We start from the raw sequence: 24,417 nt of genomic DNA on the forward strand, positions 1-24,417 counted from the left end.
GCATGGCGATACGCCCACCGCGCGTGTTTCGACAAGCTCAACATGACACCCCTCACTCTTTTTACGCTGTCTCATTTCAAAAGAAGGTTTTGTGGGACTTTTTCGTTATTCGCGATTCAGGAGGGAGGGTGTCATCCTGAGCTCTGTCGAAGGGTGCGCGAAGGCCGGGTTTATTGTTGAGCGCTCAGTGCCATTAGGTTGCCCAACTCGCAAGCCGTTCTGCGCAGGTTATCATAGGTATGATGTAATGCCGTAGGCAAGTCGGCCGGCTCATTGCCAATAGCCAATAGCGTGTCAAAATATTTAGATAGTTCTGGGTCTTGTTCAAGCGGTACTGCGCCCGCCAGTCCTATAACGGGTAGCTGATGTTGTTTAGCTGCAGAAGCCACCGCAAAAGGCGCCTTGCCCTGTAAAGTTTGCCGGTCAATGCTACCCTCGCCGGTTATCACCAGATTGGCCTGTTGCAGGGCTGCTTCAAAATTGGTTAGCTGCAGAAAATAAGCGCCGCCGCTCACCAGTTCGGCATTGAGCAAGGCGTATAGGCCGGCGGCTGCGCCACCTGCGGTGCCGCCGTGTTTTACCGCGGCCATATCTTTGCCGGTGGTTTTTAAAGCGACTTCGGCCAGGCGGGTGAGAGCTTGATCCAAAACTTCAACGTCGTCTTCGCTTGCTCCTTTTTGCGGACCGAATACGGTAGCCGCACCTTCATCACCCAGTAATAAATTGTCAACATCGCAAAGAACCGTAACGTGGCAATGGCGCAGGCGATGGTCTAATCCGGTGATGTCGATGCTTTGTAGCTCGGTAAGCTGCGCAGGGGTGCTGATAAGTTCTCCATCGGCATCTTTAAATTGCACACCCAAGGCCATGAGCATACCCATGGCTCCATCCACCGTTGCCGAGCCGCCCATACCCAGAATAATGCGATCAACACTATGGTCAAGCGCAGCTTTGATCATTAACCCCGTACCGTATGATGTTGCCTGCAGGGGATTGCGTTCGTCCTCCTTGAGTATTCTTAAGCCCGATGCAGCTGCCATTTCTATAACCGCTGTAGTTTCGTCATCAATCAGTCCAAAAATGGCATCAATTTCCCTGCCAAGCGCATCTACCGTTTCTACCGTGACCGGTTGCCCATTCCTGTGCTTGATAATGAGGGTGCCGGTGCCATCGCCGCCGTCTGCTACGGGGAAACGTTGACACTGGCAATCAAGCCGGCTTTGCTCAAGACCTTGTGCAATGGCGCGGGCGGCATCATCGGCCGTCAGGCTGTTTTTAAATGCGTTAGGCGCGATCAGGATGTTCATCACTTATAGGTTTTGGTTAGAAAACTTTGTCATTGCGCTCAACCCGCCCACGTCCCGCTCGTAATGACAATAATTGATTTGTACGTCATTGTCCGTTCACCACATTAACAGGTGCACCACTCACAAAAGCTTTAATGTTATTAACCGTCACATCCATTAACCGCGTACGGGCCTCTTTTGTTGCCCAGGCAATGTGCGGGGTGATAATACAGTTTTTGGCTTTAAGCAGTGGGTTGTCGGCCGGTGGCGGCTCAACGGGTAATACATCAATCCCTGCACCGGCAATGATGTTGTTATTCAGCGCATCGGTCAGATCGGCGGCGTTGATAATTGGTCCGCGTGAGGTGTTGAGCACAAAGGCCGATGGTTTCATCAGCGCCAGCGTTTCTTTATTAATCAGATCCTGCGTTTGCGGGGTGAGTGGGCAGTGGATGCTGATTACATCGGCCTCCTTAAACAGATCCATCATCTCCACCCAACGGAAACCAGGACGGTGTGATTGATCGGTATGTGTACGCCCCGCAGCAATTACCTTCATGCCGAAAGCTGCCGCAGCATCAGCCACCTTACCGCCTATCGATCCCAGACCAATAATGCCCATGGTTTTACCTTCCAGCTCTATCAGGGGATAATCCCAAAAACAAAAATCTTTAGAGCCCGACCATTTGCCCGCCATCACCGCATCGCTATGGCGTTGCACATGGTGCGTCAATTCCAACAACAAGGCAAAAGTTAATTGGGCTACCGATGAAGTACTGTAGCCAGGAACATTGCTCACTACAATGCCTTTCTGCTTACAAACCTCGGTGTTGATGATGTTGTAGCCGGTGGCCAGCACGCCGATGTATTTCAGGTCGGGCAACTGATTCAGTGTCTCCTCACTCATGGGTACTTTGTTGGTAAGCACCATATCAGCACCGGCGCAACGGGATACAATTTCTGATACCGGGGTGCGATCATGGATGGTAACATCGCCCAGGCTGTTAAGGACATCCCACGAAAGATCGCCGGGGTTAAGGGTATAGCCATCAAGCACTACAATTTTCATAAGCAGGTTTATTGGGAGGTAAGTTAACTAACTAAAGTTGCGGATTACTCAACGAGTGAAATCTTTTGTCATTGCGAGGAACGTGAGGGCTGGTGAATAGGGGTGACGAAGCAATCTCGTCGTATGGTTATCCATGCGACGAGATCGCTTCGCGCTCAGTTCTTACCCACAACCCTGCTCGCAATGACAAACTTTTTATAAGAATTTGTAGTCCGCAACTTGAGTTAATTGAATTGTTTTGAGATTTAACTATCGCAAAATATAAAATACCCTTGAAGACGACAATTGAAATAACAGTGCACCGGCCGATAAAAACAAAAAAAGGCCGGTCAATGCAGACCGGCCTCCCTGTTTTATGAGATTATTTTGATTAGTACTGTGCATCCAGCGCAGTCTTGAAATCGTTTAATAAATCTTCGGTATCCTCAATGCCTACAGACAGGCGGATCATTGAATCAGGAATGCCCATCTCCGCGCGGCGGTCTGCACCCAGCTCAAAGAAGATGGTATGTGCTACAGGGATAGCCAGTGTGCGGGTATCGCCAAGGTTACTGCTCTTGATTACCAGTTGCAGGTTGTTCAGGAACTGGAACAGGTCTACATCATCGGTCAAGGCAAAGCTTAATAAGGCGCCATTACGTTTAAACAGGCGACCGGCCAGCTCATGCTGCGGGTGCTGCTCCAGGCCAGGATAATAAACTTTGCTCACTTTTGGGTGATGCGCCAGCAGGGTTGCCACGGCAGCAGCATTGGTACAAGCACGCTCCATACGTAGCGCCAGCGTTTCTGAACCTACCGATAGGGTATGCGCTGCCTCTGGTGCCAGGGTGCCGCCACCATCGCGCAGGCCGCGCTTGCGAATCTGCGCCATGCCCAGCATTTGTGGTTTGATCATGCCTTTCAGCACCGGGGCAATATTTTCATAAGTATCCCAGTCAAACAGGCCGGTATCGGTCACACTACCGCCCAGGGCGTTGGCATGGCCGCCAATGTATTTGGTTAAGGAGTTAATAACCAAGCTGGCATTCACACTCACCGGACGGAACAGGTATGGCGATGTCATGGTGTTATCAACCACATAGATCACATTTTTCTCTTTGCAAAACTCGCCTATCTTTTCCAGATCTGCCACTTGGGTAGCCGGGTTGGCAACGGTTTCTACCAGTACCATTTTGGTACGGTTGGTATAGGCGGCTTTTACGTTTTCTACATCGGTCGCATCAACAAAATCAATGCTCAGGCCAATATCGGTAAGTGTTTGCAGGATGCTGCGGGTGTTGCCAAACAGGTATGAGCTGGCAATCATATGGTCGCCGGCTTTTAGCAGGGCCATGATGGTGGCCGTAATAGCCGCCATACCGGTAGAGAAAGCAATGGTAGCAAGCCCCTGCTCCATCTGGGTAATCTTATGCTCAAGCGCGGTAACGGTTGGGTTGCCCTGACGCGAGTATGCGTAACCTTTTGATTTGTTCTGAAAAACATCTACCAAACCCTGCACATCATCAAAACCCCAGGTAACGGCGTTGTGTACAGGTTGATGCAATGCACCGTGCTCTGGTTTCAGCAGACGGTCTGAATGAAGTATGGTGGTGGTAAAGCCTTTATTATTGCTCATGACGATAAATGATTTGCGTGTGCTACCAAGACGGTAACCGTTTAGCGCCGCTGCGGACTATGAGCGCCCGATTGCAATACGCCAAAATTTTGGCAATTATAATAGAAGTTTTAGGAAATCGACGCAAAAAATTTAAGTTATAAGCATTGGCTGACAATTCTGATGCTGAAACTAACCTTATAGTTGTTTTGTGCCAAAATATCGCCTAACTTTAACTATACTGAACCATTTATCAAACCAATTATGCGGATATTAACCAGATCCATTACGTGCCTGTTGTTAGCTACGTTGCTGGGAGCATGTAACCTGCACTCATCTCAGAAAACAGATGAGCCCATTACCCGCCAGGATGTCGTCAATGACTTTGAAACGCGCTGGGCAAAGCTGGTCAATGAACGTGGCAGCCGTAACCCGCATTTCGGCATCATACGGTTTGAAGAAGATGGTCCCGTTGCTTTCAGACTGCGCCACAGGTTGAAAAACAGCTACCTGGTAACCATGGATTTTTATAAGACTGAGCAAAACGATGCGGGTACTTTTGCCACCAGCTACTGGAACTACCGCTATCGTTTTTATCGCGGCAAATATGGCGATGTCGTGCTGGGCGATGAGATTAAGGGCGATGTCAGGACATCACAGGTGTTGCGTTGAGTAAACGGTCAAATTTTAATTCAAAAATCTTGTCATTGCGAGCGGGCTAGTGAGTTTGGACTGAGCGCGAAGCAATCTCGTCGCATGCTTAGGTATGCGACGAGATTGCTTCGTCACCCTTACGCACATTCCCAAACGTTCCTCGCAATGACATAATTTGTAGAAAAGCTTTTCCTCCCTAAAACTTCACCTGTATCGCCTGTCCCGAATAAGTAATCAATTTATCAGTCTGCGCGGTCTCTTCACCCGCCACGCCATGCCCCGGCTTAACTATTACCACCTTAAATCTGTGTTGCTTTGGCATACCCTTATACCATCCCTTAGTTGCACTGATGCTAAGAGTTTTCAGCTGATCGTTCCAATTAAAAGTATAGGTGGCAGAGCGGCCTTGCTCGTAGTTGTAATTATCGTTCTCATCTTCATAAACCTTAAACTGGCCGTTGGCGCCGGGATAGATACGCAACTCTGTCGGCTCATCGGTTTTTTGTGTGGCGTATTCTACCACCGGGCCCATTGGTATGATGGAACCTGAACGAACGTATAGCGGCAAGATATCAATCGGCGCATCGGCTTGGAGTGTCTGGCCGCCTCTCAGCGTTTGGCCGGTCCAGAAGTTGTACCATTGCGTGCCTGCCGGCAGATACACCTTGCGGCTTTTTGCACCTGCTACGGCGTGCGCCCTGGTATAAAGCTGATCTGTTACCGGGCAAACCATCAACGCTGGACCGAACAGATATTGATCTTTTATATCATAAACCTGCTGATCGTTCCTGAAATCAAATGCCAGCGAGCGCATCATGGTGTAGTTATCTTGAGTCACGCTGCCCGCTACTGAATAAATGTAAGGTAGCAGCCGGTAACGCAGCTGATCAAATTTTAGCAGGATGGCCTTGGTATCGGCATCCCAGTTGTCAGAAAACAGCGCACGCTCACCCTTGCCATGGATACGGAAGATGGGGCAGAAAGCACCGAACTGAAACCACCGGGTAAACAATTCGCGATTTTCGGGTTTGGCCCAGTTGGGGGCGTTCCATTTGTAATGGTAGCCGCCAATGTCCGACGTCCAGTAGGGCATCCCCGATGTACAGGCATTGATGCCCTGCGGTACCTGGCACTTGAATGCCTCAAACGTGCAGGTAATATCAGATGACCATAGCGTGGTGGCGTTACGCTGCTGACCGGCAAAGGCCTGGCGTACCAAAAAGAACGCCCGTTTGCCCGGCATATCCTCGCGCCAGCCTTTGTACAGGCCTTTGGTATGCTCCAGCGAGTAGGTGTTAAAATAATCAATTCCCTTGCCAACGCTAAAGTTAGCCTGGCGACGGGCATCCAGCAGGGCGCCGTTGTCGGGTTCGCATTGGTCAACCCACCAGGCATCCCAGTCGTAACGTTTAATCATGCTGTCGCGGGCCTGCTGCCAGTACAAATCGCGGGCTTTGGGGTTATGGGCATCGTAATAGGTATCAAAAGTATGGGTCATTACGTTGTCCCAGGTAATATCGGTTAAAAAGCCGTTTTTCTTTAAGGCATCAAAGTTGGCGGTGCCTTTGCCAAATACCGGCCAGATGGAGATCATGGCGTGGATGTTGGCCTGATGCAATGCTGATACCATAGCCTTTGGATCAGGGTAACGCTCTGGCTTCATGATGTGCGACCCGATGGGCAGTGGTTCCCAGTAATACCAATCCTGCACAATGGCATCAACCGGGATGTGGTTTTTGCGGTAATTGTCTTTCACGCTCAATACCTCTGCCTGGGTTTTATACCGGTCTTGCGACTGGAACAGTCCGTAAGCCCATTTAGGGAACATGGGTGTCGTGCCGGTTGCCGTGCGGTAAAGATTGATGATACGATCAAAATCGGGTCCGTAAAAGAAATAGTAATCTACCATGCGGCCGCTCTCTGATACATATTTAAAGCGCGTGTTGCCATCCTCGGCACCATAAAAGTTAGAGGCCGAGTAATTATCCCAGAGCAAGCCGTAGCCGCGTGTGGAGAGTAAAACCGGGATAGCGCCTGTAAGGTATTTAATGGCCAGATCCTGATTGCGTCCCTTGTAGTTGATGGAAAGTGAATCCAGCGGGTGACAGCCTAAGCCAAACAAACCCTCATTGGCCGGCGAGTTAAACTGGGTTTGGCAGTTATAGGTAGCAATGCCTGCAATGGTGGCCGGTTGCATGCTTTTGTTTCCGGTTGGAGATTCAGCGCAGATCTGTTGTCCGGCGGTATTGGCGTATGTAATAGCGTTGGTGATTTTATCAATCGTTATCTTCAACTTTTTTGTGGTGATGAACACCGATTTGCCGTTGCTGTTTAGTGTAAAAGCCGGACGCTGTTTCCACGCGTTATTAACTACCAGCGATTGCACTTGCGGGAAATTATCCAGAACGGTATAGCGCACGCGGATAATGTCGTCAGTGCAAACATTGATCTGCATTAGTCCTTCTTTTAATTTGAAGCTAACACCATCCTGATTTTTGGAGAATGATTCAATTTGCGCACCGGCGATATAATGAGCCAGCAGAAAAGGCAAACATACGGCGAGTACCCGACGATAAAATTTCGGCATAATGGTTTTAGGAAGATTAGGTTTATAATGCTACTAAGTTAACCTTTTTTGCGAGCTGTTAACAATCGATTGCGTGTCAGTGTGATATGCCGTTTAGTATAAGGGCATATAAGGTTGGGGCTAAAGCCTTTTTATTGTATGCTGCTTATCCGTTGGCTAAAGCCAACGGCACTAAACTCGCTTTAAGTTCATTGCCGGCCTATTTATGGGACGGGGGGGGGCAATGATCGGGAGTGGCTTTAGCCAAAACAGGGTGCTTTTTAATGCGATTCCCTGGTCGTATATCGGCATTTGAAAACAAACAAGGCGACCTTGTACAGGCCGCCTTTTAAATATCAGTCAATTTAACTTTTTGTCATTGCGAGGAACGGTCGGGTACTGCGTGAGGGCGACGAAGCAATCTCGTCGCAGGAATAGACAAGCGACGAGATTATTAATGAGTCTAATATTTTTTAAGGCATTAATGAGCTCCCTCCGGTCGGTTGTCTTCGCGCTCCATCCTGCTCACAGCCTGCTCGCAATGACAGATTGTATCTAGTGACTACTCACCAGCTCAATCAAGCCGTAAGAGAGGTATAGAAAAGCAACCTCCCGGTTATTAAACAAGATGGCCGGTTTAGGCGGCGATACCAGCATGGCACCCTCGCCAGTCAGGCGCTCAATCTCGGCATTGATATCATCAACCTCAAAACAAAGGTGATAGTAGGAGATGCGCTTTTTAACCAGGTTCTCTACCTGCTTGCCAGAGATCAGTTCGATGTTGGTGCCGTCTTCCAGTGTCAGCATTACCAGTTCTGCGTTCTGTTGCTCGTCAAACACCACGGGGGTTTGATCAATCACTTTATGCAGACGGTGGATGTTGGCTATCTCCTCGTTAATATCGGCACAGGCTACGCCAACGTGGTGCAGTTTCATGGCCATTAACCCAGTTTGGCGGTAATAGAATCAATCATTGCGCCCACATTGCTCCAGGAGTGGATCTCCTGCGAGGTAAAGCGGATCTTAAACTTTTTCTCAATAGCAACAATCAGCTGAATGTGGTTTAATGAGTCCCAATCTTCCACGTCATCAGCAGTGGTTTCTCTTGATAACACAATATCCTCGTTATCTAAAATATCAATAAAAACTTCGTTTACGGTTTTCAGTACTTCGTTGCTATCCATAATATATTAATCTTTTTGGGTGATGTATACTTCTTTTGGTTGGTAGGCGGTTACGTCCAGTTCCCAGCGGTCATTAACCGGGGTAAAGCCCAGGTTAAGGTAATGGTCTTTTACCAGTGCGTTCTTTTTGGTAGGCAGGTATTCGCCTACTATCTTTTTAAAGCCACTTGCGCTTGCTGCTGCTACAATGGTGTTAAGCGTAAATTGTTCCATGCCGCGCTTCAGTACACGGCAGCTCATAATCCAGCTGTCAACAAACAGTTCTTGTGCTGATAGTGCCTTGAGGATCACTACGGCAATTAGTCCGTGGTCGCCAAACTTATCGCCCAGGTTAAAGCTCAGGGTAATGAAATCGCCGCTGGTAGCCAGTTGGGCAATGTCGTCCTCGGTATAGCGCACGGTACGCAGGTTAAACTGGTTAGAACGCTGGGTAAGTTGAGATACGCGCGGCGTGTTAAACTTATCAAAGCTTTTTACATCGGCCAGCATTTGCAGGCTTTGCAGAAAATCCTGCTCGCTGGTAAAGCTGTTTTGCAGTTGCGTGCGTTTGGCCTCCTGCTGATATTGTTGGGTACGCTGTGCGTCTTCTTCGGTATATGATGCCGTTTCAAACAGGTTAAGCGTGCGCAGGTATTGTACGTATTCGGCAGGGTCTTCTGGTAGCTCGGGCACGGTAATATCAGGGATGCCAGATTTTACCATCTCGCGCTCGAACGGGTTGTCATCCAAAAACACCATCGAGTCAAACCCGATGTTCAGCACCTGTTGGATGTGGCGGATGTTATCCACTTTGTTTTCCCAGTTGGCAACAAAAATGGCAATGTCATCAATTTTCAGCACCATATCCGGGTGACTGTTGAATGGCTCTATGGCAATGGCCTCGGTATTTTTACTGCACACGGCCAATATAATGCCACGGCGTTTCAGTTCTTTGCACCACAGTTGCAGCTCGGTAAAAGCTTTACCCATGCCCAGGTAACCTATCTGGATACCCTCCATGCCGTCGTCGCCAATAATGCCGCCCCAGGTAGTGTTGTCCAGATCGAGCACCAGACATTTTTTGAAAGAGCCGGCAATAGCACTGATAATCTGCGTTAGCGCATGTGCAACCGTCGGCACAAAATCAATGTTAAACACCATATCTGCACTGATGTACATCTTGGTGTCGAACACGTGCTCATACCCGCGGTGAGCCGCAAGTGATGCCAGATCGGCAATGAAAAGGTTTTTATTCTGGCGCGCCAGATCCATCAGTCCAAGGTTGATCTTGCGGAGCTGATAAGTGAATGAAACATGGGTCTTATTAGCATAGTTGCCAAAAACCTTGTCGTCAATTTCAATATAAGTGTTGATGATAACACGAGCCGAAAGCCGCGCCGAGAGTTGCTGATACAAAGCCTCGGTTTGCGCAATGATATGATCGGCAAAACCGGCCCTGTCCTGGCTTTTATAAAAGTCTTTCAGCAGATGCTCTGTTGAGCGGAGGATGATAACGTAAGCAGGCCCGGCCTCGTACAATTCAGACGATGGATCGAACACCTGTCGTTCAATCTGATTGTAATCTGCCTCGTAGATATCCAGATTGAGGCCAAACTCAAAACCGTAACCAGAAACAGCCTGGTTGATAAATTGCGAAGCCGAATCGGCCAGCAAGGCCACCTTTATTTGCTTCAGCCCTTCACGGCTTTTTTTGTTGTTTTTTTTAAGGTCTAAGAAACTCAACATATGGCCGCAAAGCTATGTGTTTTCGGGTAATAATTGGTATTGATAATACTAGTAGTTGTAAGTGTGTTGTTAAATAATCTTTAACCGTTCCTCTTCCAAATCAATCTGATATAGCTGCACACGGATCATCTCTTCGTTCACCTCGGTATCTTTATTCAAAGGTGAATCGCTAAATTTTTACGGCTGTATATAAAATGTCATTTGTACAATTTATATTTGGTTAAACCAAAGAGAACCAATACTATGAGAAGATTTACATCTTTCGCATTTCTATTAATGTGCGTTTGCGGCGGCGTGGCCACGGCCCAACAGCCAGACAGGCCAAACCTGGCTATAATTGCCACGCCAAGCGGATCTGGCGGCGAGTTATTGCGCTTAAACGATGGCGTGATGCCCTCCGGTAACCGCACCCCGGCAGGCAATCGTCGCCAACAGCCCCGGTTAGGTACCCAGTGGGTGCAGTACGACTGGAAACAGCCCGTGGCCGTTAAAGAAATTGCCACCTATTGGCATAGCGTAGATGGGGGAGTGCCGATGCCCAAAGCTTACCACATACTATACTGGGATGGCAGCGCTTTTGTGCCGGTTAAAAACGCCAGTGCATTAGGCCTGCAAAATAATCAACTCAACAAAACCGCTTTCGAAGAAATAAAAACCAACCGAATGCGCTTGGAGGTTGACTCGACCGACCGTGGCGTTACTCCACTGCAGGAATGGATTGTTTATCAAACCGAGGGTACTGCATATCCGGCCGTAATTACCGCCGGTATAGATCGGGACGTGATGCTGAATGGTAAAACCTACCTGGCCGGCGTGGTGAAATCATCAACGCCCGTGCAACAGGTAAAATGGGAAAAGGTATCGGGCCCGGGCTCGGTTGCTTTTAGTAGCGCGACGGATAAAACCGGATCGGCCACTTTTTCTGCCCCCGGCAACTATGTGTTGTCGCTAACTGCGGGTTCGGGTAACCTGGCATCGTCATCAACTTTGAAAGTTAGGGTAGCTACGCCGCCGCCGGCTAAACGCCTGGATGTGGTTTATACCCGTCGTTATAAAATTGACAGCAAGTTGTGGAACGATAGGGCCAAAGCCATGATTGTTAACTGGATTCCGTTTTGTGTCGATCAATGCGAACGTACCGACCTGGCTACCGGGCAGGGCGGTTTAGATAATTTTATTGAGGCAGCCAAAGCCCTGCGCGGCGAGCCGCACGGTAAGCATAAAGGATATGTGTTCTCTAACGCCTGGGTGCACCAAACGGTAGAGTCAATGTGCGAGGCGCTGATGGTTGACCCACAGGGTGATCCGGAAATGATTGCTGCCCAGCAGGAAATGCAGCAGACCTTAGATCGCTGGATCCCGATCATTTTATCGGCTCAGGAGCCTGATGGTTACCTGCAAACCGCCTGGACACTGCGCGATACCAGCAGATGGCATCAACGCTGGTCGCCAACGGAAAGCCGTGGAAACCATGAGGGTTATACGGCCGGTTATTTTATCGAGTCGGCTATTAACCATTACACGCTTACTGGCGGTAAAGACAAACGTCTATATAATGCAGCCAAAAAGCTGGCTGATTGCTGGGTGGCCAATATTGGTCCGGGTAAAAAGACCTGGTATGACGGACACCAGGAGATGGAGCAGGCGCTGGTACGTTTCGGCCGTTTTGTAAATGACATGGAGGGCCACCAGAGCCATGGCGATAGTTACATCAAACTAGCTAAATTTCTGCTGGATAGCCGCGGTGGCGGCAGCGAGTATGACCAGAGTCATGTACCAGTGCAACAGCAATATGAAGCCGTTGGTCATGCCGTGCGTGCTACTTACAATTACTCAGGGATGGCCGATGTGGCTGCCGAAACCGGCGATGTTGATTACCAGAGCGCTGTCATGTCGCTTTGGGATAACATGGTGAACAAAAAATATTACATCACCGGTGGCATTGGCAGCGGCGAAACTTCTGAAGGGTTTGGTGGTAACTATTCGCTGCGCAATAACGCTTATTGCGAATCGTGCTCCAGCTGCGGACTCATCTTTTTTGAGTATAAGATGAATATTGCTTACCATGACGCCAAATATGCCGATTTATATGAGGAGACGATGTACAATGCCCTGCTCGGCTCGCTATCGCTGGATGGTAAAGATTTTACCTACACCAATGCGCTGGCTACTGCGCAGCCACGTTATGAATGGCATGCCTGCCCGTGCTGTGTGGGTAATATTCCGCGCACACTGCTTATGATGCCTACCTGGACATATGTGCTTGGCGATGACGGTTTATATGTTAATCTGTTTGTGGGCAGCACTATCCGCGTTGATAAAATTGCGGGCACCGATGTAGAGATGGTGCAGAAGACAGATTACCCGTGGAGCGGCAAAGTAAACATCACCGTTAATCCAGATCAAAGCAGGGCGTTCACGGTTTATGTGCGGGTGCCAAACCGTGCCACCAGTACATTATATAGTGCAGTGCCACAGGTAAAAGGCCTTAAATCAATTTCGGTAAACGGCCGGGTGTTTACACCTAAAATTACTAATGGTTATGCCGCCATTAAACGGGTATGGAAAAAAGGCGATCATATTGATGTGGAACTGCCTATGGAAATACAGCGCGTAACCGCCGATGAGCGTGTAGCTGCCGACAAAGGCAAAATGGCCCTGCGCTACGGTCCGCTGATTTATAATGTAGAGGCTGCCGATCAGGATATCAGCAAAACCATCAGCAATAAACCGCTCAGCCTTAAATGGCAACCAGATTTTCTGCACGGGGTAATGACTATTAACGGTACCTGGGCAGATGGCTCGCCCCTGCTGGCGGTGCCCAACTACGCCCGCATGAACCGGGTAGCCACAACGGCTACACCACAAGCAGAGCAGGTGCTGGCGCCAACGCGGCCAAATGAGCCGCCCAGTTATGTAGAACGCGGTCCGGTAAGCACGGTCTGGATCAATTCAAAAGCAGAAAACAAATGATAGGAGAGGTTCTGTAGTATAAACAAAAAAGGTTGAGCATTGCTCAACCTTTTTTGTTTGTAAATGATGGTTAAAAGCGTTTGTTTGGTGGGCAACTTCGGGCCAGATCTGGCCCGAAAACTCGTCACATGTGGTGTGTCAATATTTGTTTTGAATGTTACTTTTAATAAAAGTTGCAACTTTAATTTGTTTTGTGTAACTACGTGTTAAGATCTGTAGCCAATTGAAGGTGCCAGGTTTGAACGTTGCCAATTATTCTAAAGAGTTAAAAAATTTTCCTGTTCTAAAATAAATTTTGAATTGTAATAATTGTATTATAATTTAGCAATGCAATCGATTGTTAAGAGTGGGGTCCAATTGCCACCTAACAATTATCCAATTATTAACCAGGCCGATAACTTAACCATCTATCGGTAGTATGAATCTAAATTTATAGTTTATGAGAGAAATTTTACTTTTCCCCCATGCTGCTTTTTATGTGGCATCCCACAACCATTTGATAACAAACCTGCACGGGCCTACAAAGCGAGCGTGAAGTTTGCATGTACGAAACATTACCAGGATCAATAAACAGCATTGTTTATTGTTTTTTGGTATTTGTTGCAGCTGTATTTAGGTGATAGCCTTTAACGCTTCCTTTAAGTAAGGCCAGACAGGCAGAACGACTTAGAACTGGTGATGTTGTTTGTTTTACTGTCTAAGTAATATCATCTAAAAGCGGCTTTGTACAGCCCCATTGCTATTGTTATCAACCAATTACGTAAAGTATCTTGAAGAGTGTCTGGGTGGATGCCGCCAATTATCAAGCCTCCAGACTTATTTGTGAACCTTTTATAATCCCTATTCAATTATGAGTTTTTCTAACCAATTATCATTAAGCGCCAACCCCTGGCGACAAAAAAAACAACTCATTACACGATGCTTTTCGCTCTGCATGGTGTTTGTGTTGATGGCCGCGCAGGTGTTTGCGCAGGCAACCAAAACGGTGAGTGGTACAGTGCGTGATGATCACGGACAATCTGTTCCTGGTGTTACCGTAAGTGTTAAAGGCACTACTACCGGAACCGTTACCGATATTCAGGGCCATTACAGCCTGAAAGTTAGCGGAAATGCTACGCTGGTATTTTCGTCTATAGGCTATTTGTCGGTAGAAGAAGCAATTAACAACCGTGCCACTATTAACGTTACGCTGAAGGACTCAGAAAAAAGTCTGAATGAAGTAGTTGTTATTGGTTACGGCACCGTTAAAAAGAAAGATTTGACCGGTGCGGTAGCCTCAGTAAGTGGTAAAGACATTGCCGCTACACCGGTTACCAACGTGGCGCAAGCCTTACAAGGCAAGCTGCCAGGTGTAAGCATCGTATCGCAAGACGGTCGTCCGAATGCAGACGTCGCCATTCGCGTACGCGGCGGTACCTCAATTACACAAAGTAATCAGCCACTGGTTTTGATTGACGGTCAGCCAGGTACGATTGGTGACGTACCGGGAGACCAGGTGGAGTCAATCGACGTGCTGAAAGATGCATCTTCAACCGCAATTTATGGTACCCGCGGTGCTAACGGTGTAATTTTAATTACTACCAAAGCGGCAAAAGCAGGTAAAACTGTGGTTACTTATAACGGCTACGTTAAAATTAATACGCCAACCAAATATCTGCAGGCATTAAACCCTTATGATTATTTGAAATATGTTTGGGCCAACGCAGCAGCCAACGGCGCAGCTTACCAAACACCATTTGAGAAATACTATGGCCTGGGTGCCAATAGCGGTGCTAATACCGGTGGTATTAACAGCTATCAGGGTTTGGCTACAGATGATCCGCAGAAACAAGTGTATCATCAATCTACTTCATGGAACCATGCGTTAACCTTATCTGGCGGTACAGACAAAACCAAAATGTTGTTCTCTACCACTTATGCTGATGAGCAGGGTATGAAGGTGAACTCTTACCTTAAACGTTTAACCGCTAACTTTAAATTGAGCCACAAGATTGCAGACAATCTTACCTTTGATTTAAATACCCGTTACACCAGCACGCCAATTGTTGATGATGAGGGTACCAGCAGCGGCAGCGGTTCTTTACTGTCATCTGCTTACCGTTTCCGTCCAATTGCAACCGACCACGTTTTGGGTGATAAAACTGCATTGCTGACAGGTAACATTGAGCAGTATGGTAAAAACTCTATGTGGGATATGTATAACCCTGCAGTGCGTGCGGCAGATTTTGATCCATATTCTATTACCGATGGTATTGCGTCAATCCAATCTTTAACCTGGGGCATTATTAAAGGACTAACCTATCATACCGATTTCAACGTAACCAAATCATGGGGCCAGCGCAAATACTGGTCAGGCGCTATCTATAACGCTACTTATACTGATGATAGCGGTAATAAACTGTACGCCGGTAACGTTGACTACCGCAAAACTGATAGCTGGTCTTTACGCTGGACCAACACCCTGAACTATGAATTTAACATTAACAAAATTCATAACTTCAGTGTATTGGCCGGTCAGGAAGTTTCTAACTCGGGCGGTACAGGTTTAGCTACAACAGCAACCTATTTCCCTGCCAACTATACTGAGGCAACAGCTTTTGCCAACATCAACCAATACGATAAAACTAAAGGCTTGCTAACAACCACATCAAGCGTATCAGTTCCAAACCGTATTCTTTCTTACTTCGGTCGTGCTAACTATTCATTGCTTGACCGTTATCTGGTTACTGTAACATTCCGTGCTGATGCTTCTTCTCACTTCCCGCCAGCCAATCGTTGGGGATATTTCCCTGCAGCGGCTTTGGCCTGGAGAGTTACCGAAGAAAAATTCATGAAGAATGTTAAATGGTTGGATTACCTGAAAGTACGTGCATCATTTGGTGAGGTAGGTAATGACCTTAACAGCTCTGGCTTGTGGACTCAAACCTGGGCATCTGTTACAGACCAGCGTTTAAATTATGATCTGGGTCATCAGCCTCAGGCTGCTTATGACTATACCAACTCTACCACACTGGCCAACCTGAATTTGAAATGGGAAACCACCATTACCCGCGATTTGGGTTTTGACTTTACCCTGTTTGGCGACAAGCTGTCTGGTACTGTAGATGTATATCATAACACTACTAAAGACCTGTTGCTGCAAACCGTTATTCCGGGTATTACCGGTTTCTCTACCACTTATGCTAACGTGGGTCAAACCAGTAATAAAGGTGTGGAGATCTCTTTATCTGGAACGATATTTAAATCAAAAGACTGGAGAGTTTCTGCAAGCGGTAACATCAACTTTAACAAAAACAACGTAGATCAACTTGCGCCAAGCGTTACCGGTTTATATGGTACCAGCTGGGCAAGCAGCGCCAGCTACCCAACTCAGGATTATGTGCTGAAAGTAGGAAACCCGGTTGGCTTGGTAAGAGGTTTTACTTATACCGGTTATTATACACCGGCTGATTTTAATTATAGCAATGGTGTATATACACTGAAACCAGGTGTGCCAGATTTGGGCACCTTCCAGGGCGTTACCCACGGTTTAACTACTGCTGATAAGCCATCTACACAGGTTGCTTACCCAGGCTTACCAAAATACAAAGACCTGAACGGTGACGGTAAAATTGACGATAACGACGTATCTGTTATTGGTAACATGAACCCTAAACATACCGGTGGTTTCAACCTTTCTGCAGGTTATAAAAATATTGACCTGAGCTTAAACTTTAACTGGAGCTACGGTAACCAGGTTTATAACGTAAACAAACTGGCATCACTGTACGGTAACAAAGAAGCCGGTGTTTATGAAAACAAACTGTCAATCGTAAACAATGCCTATAAAATTTATGATGTGGTTAATGGCAGCCTGGTGCGCTTATCAACCCCAGATCAGTTAAATGCAGCAAATGGCAATGCTTCTTTGCCATTGGGTTATAGCGAAGGCGGTGTTACCTCAACATTGGGTATTGAAGATGGCTCATTCCTGCGTTTAAATACGCTTACTTTAGGTTATACTGTACCTAAAAAGGTATTAACCAGAGCAAAAATCAGCAACCTGCGTATCTACGGTAGCATCTATAACGTATTCACCATCACCGGTTACAGCGGTTTAGATCCGGAAGTAAACACCAACCTGTCGGCTAACTCAGTTTATCCAACTCCAGGGTTTGACTTTGGTACCTATCCGCGTGCCCGTTCATTCGTAATAGGCGTTAACCTTAATTTCTAATCTTAAATAGTAGAAACAATGAAAAAGATTGCAACATATATAACCGGATTAGCATTGTGCCTCAGTTTAAGCCAATGCAAGAAATCCTTTCTGGATGCAACATCTCCATCAAATCTGGACGACCAGTTTGTTACCAGTACCACTACAGAAACGTTTAAAACACTTTCATGGTGTTATGCCAACTATCGCCAGAACTGCGTGATGGGAACATACCGCTGGAATGACCCGATTGGCTCTGATGCCGAGACTTATCCGGAACAGGGATCAACCAACAACATCAACGCCATTGGCAGGTCAGACTTATTGCCTATAGACGCCCAGTCAGGCGGTTTTAACGCACTTTACAGCACCGCTGCACGTGCAATTAAAATAGCACAGATTATTGCTGCTAAACCTCAGTATCAGGCTGATGTTGCTGCCGGTAAAACTACCGACTGGACCCAGCTGTATGGCGAGGCTATAACCATTAAGGCTTTATGTTATTTTGATTTGATTAAACACTTTGGTGATGTGCCTTACGGTTACGAGAATACTTATACCGATAACTATACCATAACCTCTCGTTTCACTATTTATGATAACCTGATCAGCGATCTGAAAAAAGTAGAAGCAAACATGTATCCTTTAGGTAGTGGTGGCATTACTGCAGAGCGTTGCTCAAGGACCTATGCCGATGCACTGATTGGCCAGTTGGCAATGTTTTCTGGTGGTTACCAAACCATCCGTACAGATATAGCTGGTTTATATGGCAATGTAGCCTTCACCAACAAAGGTACTCAGGCTAATGGTTGTGTATATGCCCGTCGTAATGATTATCTTAACTATTATACATTGGCTGAAACCTGGCTGCAAAACGCAATTACCAATAAAGGTACTGCGCATTTGTTGACAGCAGATACCAGGGCTGCATCTGTAGCAAACAATCCTTTCCAGTTGGTTTTCCAATCATTTATGGATTTGAAAGTAGGCGACGAATCGGTGTTTGAATTAGGTAACTATCAGGGTGGCTCGCCTGCAACCAGCAGCGAGTACGCTTATGCTTTTGGTCGCCCGTCAGAAGGTGGTACCGCTACCGCTGCTCCTCCAAAGGTGTTTGATGCATTGCGTATTATCCCTACCGTTTATTACGGTGATTTTATCAAAGCTGATAAACGCAGAGACGTAACCGTGGCTGTTACCGGTAGTAATGGTGATGGTAATGAAAGAATGATCTCTTTTGTACCAGGTAATAAAACCACAGGTGGTTTAGCTATTAACAAATGGGACGAAAACCGTATGAGCCCGCCATATACCACAACCTCAAGACAGTCTGGTATTAACTGGACCATGTTGCGATTGGCAGACGTTATTTTGATGCTGGCCGAAACTAAAGCAGAGCAAGGTAAAACCGATGCAGTTGGTTTGGTTAACCAGATCAGAGAGCGTGCTTTCGGTAGCGCCAAATATGATATTGGCGCGCTGTCTGGTCAGGCATTAAAAGATGCGGTGGCACAAGAACGTAAACTGGAGCTAATGGGCGAGGGTACCCGTCGTTGGGATATGATCCGTAACGGTACTTACTCTGAAAGAGCAATGGCTGTACGTCAGGACATGCAAAACATGTATAACGGCTTAAGGGCAAACGGTTATTATACCTTCCCTAATGGCAACACTATATCCAATTACATCTGGATAAAAGCGGTGACTTTAACCAATCCGTTAACTTATGATTGTACCGATACCACCAACCTTGCAACTTACCCGGCATGGCGCGGTCAGTACAATTACAGCACCATTGCAGGTCTTAAAGTAGTGGGTACTACTCACAACCTGTCCATCCAGGGTATGTACCGTTATATTGACCCTGCTGGTCCGGAAGCAATTGCCTTGCAGGCTGCAGGCTATGTTAAAACCAACTGGGGTATTGATATTGTTAACAACTATGCCACTTATCAAACCAATATCCTTTCGGGTATAACTTCTGCTACGGATGCACCGAGAATTTACTGGCCTATACCATCATCAACGGTGGCCCAATCAAATGGGCAAGTGACCAATGGTTACGGGCTGGCTAACAAGTAAAAAGCGATAATAAGCACAAAATATAAGTCCCCGCCGGTATTACCGGTGGGGACTTTTTTATTAAATTTGATCCTATACCAGTTATAAATCTATAAAGTAAATAAGCAAGTTTACCTTATAGGGCGTATGTATGTGCAAAAACCCTAATTAGAATGATCAGCAAAGTATTATGTTTCGGTGAACTGTTGTTGCGAGTTTCACCGGCTCCCCAGAATGAAAAAGATGCAGAGAAACACCCCTTCTACCTTTATATGGGTGGCGCGGAAGCTAACGTGGCCACGGCATTGGCTGGTTGGGGCGTGCCCGTAAAATATTGTACAGCGCTGCCCGCTAACTTTATGTCGTCGCACATTATAGACTACCTGGAGTATAAGGGCATTTTTACATCGTCCATCTTAATGAGCGGCGATAGAATTGGCGTTTATTACCTGGAGCGCGGTGCCGATTTGAAAGGCAGCGTGGTTTACGACAGGGCCGGTTCTTCATTCTCAGCACTCAAGCCGGGAATGATTGACTGGGATAAAGTTTTCAGAGATGTATCCTGGTTTAATTTCACGGCTATTAGTCCGGCGCTGGGCTGGGATGTTGCCCAGGTGTGCCTGGAGGCCGTTAAAGCTGCATCAGCAAAAGGTATAAAAATTTCTTGTGATCTCAATTATCGCTCACGTCTCTGGAAATACGGCAAGGAACCGGCTGAGGTGATGCCGGCCCTGGTAGAATATTGTGACTTTGTTATGGGCAATATTTGGAGCGCCAATACGCTGCTGGGCACCAGCATTGATGCAGACATTCACGGGAAAAAGCAAAAGCAAGCCTACCTGGATCATGCAGAGCTGACCTCGAAAGAAATTATGGCCAAGTTTCCAAAGGTGAAGACCGTGGCCAACACCTTCCGCTTTGATAGCGAGGCCGATCATACACTGTATTATACAACCCTGTATCATGATCAAAAACTGCTCCACTCACCAGAGTTTACCTGCGGCGCGGTAGTTGACCGCTCCGGTAGCGGCGATTGCTTTATGGCTGGCCTGATCTACGGCTTCTATCATCATAACGAGCCCCAGGATATACTGAACTATGCCACCGCCGCCGCCTTTGGCAAATTGCAAGAGCAAGGAGATGCCACCGAGCAAGATGTGCTGATGGTGAAAAGAGTGACTTCTAATGATTGATTTGGAATAAGGGAGAAGTATGCTTGTGCCTATATATAACGCAGATTATTAAAAATACTTACAAGCAAGTGGCACAAGGCACAAGCACGCCTCTGTTTTGACAGGGCTGCATACCTGCGCCAGTTTTTAGGAAAAGGCTCTGCATAAAGAAGAATGGATTTTATTAAAGCAGTATTTTGTATGATTTTAAAGTAATCCAGGTTTAAACATTTAATTTATAAAAAGTGGAACAGGGTTCTAAAAAGAAGGACGGGTATTACATATGGGGACTATTCTATTATGAGGAAAATAATAAGAGCTTAATTGTTCGTAGTCCGAATGATCGATATACATTAAACTTCGCAAACAAATGGTCATATGTTTTAGAGGTTTTATTTTTTATAGTTCTTATAATGAATATTCTAGCCGCTTTCAGAGTTGTCAAATAGGAATGATAACCCTGGCTTCCCCCCCCGTAACTGGCGCAGGTGCTAGACTACATGCGCCTTAACATTATGTAAAGGTTGAATTAGTATCCTTCCATTTGCTAAGTATGTAGCATAAGGCACAAGTAAGCCGCCTTTGTGCCCGCTGTATACTAGCGCCAGTAAGAGCGCAATGCATAACAAAGGAAATATTAGGCTAAATTCAACTGCCCGGTATGGATTAGTTATATTTTGGAAAACTAATTGAAATGAAAATATTCTTTATTCTTGCTTTACTTTTTAAATTAACCTATTGCTTCGCAAATAACAGTTTTAAAGGACGTGTGGTTGAAACTTTCAGTAATAATAAGCTTGTAAAAAGGCAATATTTTCTCAAAAATCAAAACATTTATGCTATAGTCACTTTTGATAACAACGGTTCTACAAGAATAAGACCCGTTGACTCAATATTTTTCAAGTACAATATTTCTGATAATTTAATTGGAGTAATTGTTTATAATTACTCTAAAAGAGGTTTTACAAGAACGTCAAACATAGGTTTGGAGGAGTATTATAAAAGGATTTATTATAGATTCTGTATTCCGATATTAAAAGACGGCGAAATTTTTAGAGATATCTTAAACGATTTTTGCATTATTAACAACGCGGTATTATCTGATGGCAGAAGCACACAAGATTCAAAACAAATTTACCATAAAGGAAAATTGAACATTACTGAGTTTTCTGATTTGGACTCAAAATTTGCTGGTTTAGCCTTCGACGTACAAATGTATTTTTATAACCGTACTTTAAATTCATTTCGTTTTATTACTGAGAATAATTACTTGAAATCTGAAGATTATTATTTTGAAAATGGGGTATTCAAAAGATCATTTCATTATAGATATGGAAAGATAACGGAGATTATAAACCTCATAACTACAAGAGAAATTAAAACGAAAGAGATTCAACAATTTCGATATAGACAATGATTCTTTACTAGCGCCAGTTGGAGGGGGAGGGGCATAATACAAATACTACCGATATTTGGAGTAAATAAATAGCTGTCTTCAAGTCATTAAGCGCATGAGAAAATCATTTATAATTTTCATCTTGTTTTTAACAGCATGTAGTTCAAATTTCCCCGAACAAATGAAAGCGGAATCGCTCGTTAAAATAAAGTTGCATAGTTTCAATAATTCTAATAACTACAAAATAATATCGTTTAAGTCTTTCCATCCCAACTATACTACTTTTGAGGATGATATAAACTATAATAAGTACAAAACAATTCCTTCCAAGTTAGATAGCATAAAAAGAAACTATAAGCCATTTATAGCTGGTTGGGTAATGTATGTGAGATTTAGCGGATATGATGAACATGGAAAGTTTGGAACACATACGTATCAATGCGCGTTTAATAGCAAACTATCGAAGATAGTCGTTTCAATAGAAGTTGATGGGATGTCAATATGAACAACGCCTGTTTTCGCAAGTATGCAGCGTTGGTAATGAGGGCTAGAGTACTTGTGCCTTAAACATTATGTAAAGTTTGAATTAGCCTTATGCTATTTGCAGAGCAGGTAGTATAAGCCATATGTATGGCACGCTTTTACCAGAGCTGCATACTCGCACCAGTTGGGGGATTAATAGGGCACATAATTCTATAAATAGTTACTATCTGCATGATATGAAAAAATGAAACATTATCTGATTATAAGCTTAGTTGGTACCGTATTCCTTTTTGTGGCATGTCAGCGGCATACAAAGCCCCATTCATTGCTTTTTTTGGGTGCAAATACGCTGAATATTGATTCAATTATTGGTGTTGATCGCAAGGTCATTGATATCAAAGTAACAAACGATACCGCTATTGTGAGATTAAAAGGGAATAATAATGGTTCGGGAGAGTTTGTATTGATAGATTTAAAAAAAGGTAATATTTTATCAAGAAAGCGAATTTCGGAATTAGAGGGGATAATATTTGATTACTTGAATGGTCGGTTAATATATCTTTCAATGGTAAGGCCTGATTTGCTTTATCAATGGCGAGCTGGTAGCAATAAAGTTATTACATATAAATTAGACGAGCAGGGCGTTTTTTCATCGACGGATGTAATACAAAATCGCACTCAGACCTTTTTTATTGGGAATCTATATCGCGTTAGCTTAATGAAAAACAATAATGCAGACTTTTTTCTTAAGGGTAATTTGAATGGAGCTCTTAACGAAATTGCTAATACGATTTCTATTCCAGTGTCTGATACTCTAAACGTGTTATCAGGAGGAGTCACTGGACCTAATTCAGGTTATTTGCTAGCGATAGATAACAGTAATAGCATCCGATGGAGAATAAAAACCAACATAGTAAAGTCAAGGAATAAATTGCAAATTTTTAATTATTCAAACTTCTTTTTGGTTTGCAATGATTACTCTGTTTACGTCTTAAGAAAGAGTGACGGTTCAACTACTTTCGAAAAAACATTTAATAAAGAGATTAACAAAGTTTTGGCATCGGGTGACCAGGTTGCTATTGTTTTTTTATCCAATAATCAGATTTTTAGCCCCATTTCTTTAAATCATAAACTGTCCGTTGTTTCATTAAAGATTCCAGAATTTAAATTGGAACTAAGTTACGAAGCCAAGTTAAGAGGGGATGTCAACATTGCATTAAGTAATGACAAGTTGATATTAACTGATGAAAATACTTACCAAGTATTTAGTATAAATGAAAAAAAAGTCCTAAAAAAGATAAGCTTTTCTCCTAACGAATCAAAAATATACAGGTTTAAAAATATTTTGGATTCTCATACCCTTAAATCGTATAGATATAGTTATAACGGCATGCTTTGTTGGTAGCTTGCCCCCGTAACTGGCGCAGGTATGCAGCGTTGGCCATGAGGGCTAGAGCACTTGTGCCTTAAAATAAGTTTGAATTAGTATCCTTCTATTTGCAAAGCATGTAGCACATGGCACAAGTAGGCGCGCTTTTACCCACGCTGCATACTTGCGCAAGTTGTGGGGGGACTGTTTAATCCACCTGTTAGAAATCCTACACCCCGTAAAAGAAATTAATTTATGGATTCATCAATTTTAATTTTCGTTGATTTTAATAACTCTGATCCTGGGGGCCGTGTCAGATTGAATACAACTGGAACATTAAACGATCTTAAAACTAATAATATTAAACTTCATACCGGGCTCGTACTAAATTTAACAGATCAAGATGAATTGAGTACTACCGGTATTGTAGAGTATTCCGAGGAGGAGACAATATGGGTTGCGAAAATAGACTGGTCAAGCTTTTAAAAAAAAGCTACAACCTAAATTTAGCCCCCCCCCCCTCCCGATCTCGTGAGTTTATAAGCTCATAGAGTACACATAACACAGGTTTTTCTATTACCTGAGCCTAGCCGCAAGCTGGGCTTTTCTGTAGGCTTTCCTGGCTTTATAACGGGTAGGGCGCAAGTACGCCACGCCTTTTCCTGCGCTGCATACTTGCGCAAGTAGGGG

14 protein-coding genes are annotated in these 24,417 nt (G+C 45.1%); 7 read left to right on the plus strand and 7 right to left on the minus strand.

The window, feature by feature from the left end; all coding sequences use genetic code 11:
• Positions 1 to 170: 170 nt before the first annotated feature.
• The 3 genes from ABZR88_RS00815 to ABZR88_RS00825 all read right to left on the minus strand — a co-directional run bounded on the left by ABZR88_RS00815 (position 171) and on the right by ABZR88_RS00825 (position 3,970).
• Positions 171 to 1,307: a glycerate kinase gene (locus ABZR88_RS00815; RefSeq protein WP_107829285.1), complete on the minus strand. Its 1,137-nt coding sequence runs from the start codon at positions 1,305 to 1,307 to the stop codon at positions 171 to 173.
• An 85-nt stretch (positions 1,308 to 1,392) separates the two neighbouring features.
• Positions 1,393 to 2,355: a D-2-hydroxyacid dehydrogenase gene (locus ABZR88_RS00820; protein WP_107829284.1), complete on the minus strand. Its 963-nt coding sequence runs from the start codon at positions 2,353 to 2,355 to the stop codon at positions 1,393 to 1,395.
• 370 nt (positions 2,356 to 2,725) lie between these two features.
• Positions 2,726 to 3,970 (minus strand): cystathionine gamma-synthase family protein, encoded by a 1,245-nt coding sequence (locus tag ABZR88_RS00825; RefSeq protein ID WP_107829283.1) that lies wholly within the window; start codon positions 3,968 to 3,970, stop codon positions 2,726 to 2,728.
• Between the two features lie 243 nt (positions 3,971 to 4,213).
• Here ABZR88_RS00825 and ABZR88_RS00830 point away from each other — a divergent pair, with 243 nt between their 5' ends.
• Positions 4,214 to 4,621, plus strand: a complete 408-nt coding sequence (locus ABZR88_RS00830) for a hypothetical protein (protein WP_146166562.1) — start codon at positions 4,214 to 4,216, stop codon at positions 4,619 to 4,621.
• Positions 4,622 to 4,799: 178 nt separating this feature from the next.
• On the opposite strand, the gene ABZR88_RS00835 is transcribed toward ABZR88_RS00830, so the two are convergent.
• The 4 genes from ABZR88_RS00835 to ABZR88_RS00850 all read right to left on the minus strand — a co-directional run bounded on the left by ABZR88_RS00835 (position 4,800) and on the right by ABZR88_RS00850 (position 10,078).
• Positions 4,800 to 7,190: a TIM-barrel domain-containing protein gene (locus ABZR88_RS00835; RefSeq protein ID WP_107829281.1), complete on the minus strand. Its 2,391-nt coding sequence runs from the start codon at positions 7,188 to 7,190 to the stop codon at positions 4,800 to 4,802.
• Positions 7,191 to 7,724: 534 nt separating this feature from the next.
• The gene (locus tag ABZR88_RS00840; RefSeq protein WP_211309835.1) at positions 7,725 to 8,111 is read right to left on the minus strand and encodes a VOC family protein; all 387 of its coding nucleotides are present in this window, start codon (positions 8,109 to 8,111) and stop codon (positions 7,725 to 7,727) included.
• Positions 8,111 to 8,353: an acyl carrier protein gene (locus tag ABZR88_RS00845; RefSeq protein ID WP_107829280.1), complete on the minus strand. Its 243-nt coding sequence runs from the start codon at positions 8,351 to 8,353 to the stop codon at positions 8,111 to 8,113. Before ABZR88_RS00845 ends, ABZR88_RS00840 begins: the two co-directional genes overlap by 1 nt.
• A 6-nt stretch (positions 8,354 to 8,359) precedes the next feature.
• Entirely contained in the window at positions 8,360 to 10,078 is a 1,719-nt protein-coding gene (locus tag ABZR88_RS00850; protein WP_107829279.1) for an HAD family hydrolase, read from the minus strand.
• Between the two features lie 243 nt (positions 10,079 to 10,321).
• On the opposite strand from ABZR88_RS00850, the gene ABZR88_RS00855 reads away from it, so the two are divergent.
• From ABZR88_RS00855 to ABZR88_RS00880, 6 genes are all read left to right on the plus strand, one after another.
• On the plus strand, positions 10,322 to 13,051 hold the full coding sequence (locus tag ABZR88_RS00855) for a glycoside hydrolase family 127 protein (RefSeq protein WP_170113631.1): 2,730 nt from the start codon (positions 10,322 to 10,324) through the stop codon (positions 13,049 to 13,051).
• A gap of 850 nt (positions 13,052 to 13,901) precedes the next feature.
• Positions 13,902 to 17,267 (plus strand): TonB-dependent receptor, encoded by a 3,366-nt coding sequence (locus ABZR88_RS00860; RefSeq protein WP_107829277.1) that lies wholly within the window; start codon positions 13,902 to 13,904, stop codon positions 17,265 to 17,267.
• A gap of 18 nt (positions 17,268 to 17,285) precedes the next feature.
• Positions 17,286 to 19,328 carry a RagB/SusD family nutrient uptake outer membrane protein gene (locus tag ABZR88_RS00865; protein ID WP_107829276.1) on the plus strand — a complete coding sequence of 681 codons (2,043 nt, stop codon included), beginning with the start codon at positions 17,286 to 17,288 and terminating at the stop codon, positions 19,326 to 19,328.
• Between the two features lie 152 nt (positions 19,329 to 19,480).
• On the plus strand, positions 19,481 to 20,500 hold the full coding sequence (locus ABZR88_RS00870; protein ID WP_107829275.1) for a sugar kinase: 1,020 nt from the start codon (positions 19,481 to 19,483) through the stop codon (positions 20,498 to 20,500).
• Positions 20,501 to 21,173: 673 nt separating this feature from the next.
• A complete protein-coding gene (locus ABZR88_RS00875) occupies positions 21,174 to 21,896 on the plus strand; it encodes a hypothetical protein (RefSeq protein WP_107829273.1) in 723 nt (240 codons plus the stop codon).
• Between the two features lie 706 nt (positions 21,897 to 22,602).
• Positions 22,603 to 23,763, plus strand: coding sequence for a hypothetical protein (locus ABZR88_RS00880; protein WP_146166561.1), 1,161 nt, complete (start codon positions 22,603 to 22,605; stop codon positions 23,761 to 23,763).
• The last annotated feature ends 654 nt before the right edge of the window (positions 23,764 to 24,417 follow it).

Origin of the sequence: Mucilaginibacter yixingensis, assembly GCF_041080815.1 — a bacterium.
In the GTDB taxonomy this organism is placed as follows: domain Bacteria; phylum Bacteroidota; class Bacteroidia; order Sphingobacteriales; family Sphingobacteriaceae; genus Mucilaginibacter; species Mucilaginibacter yixingensis.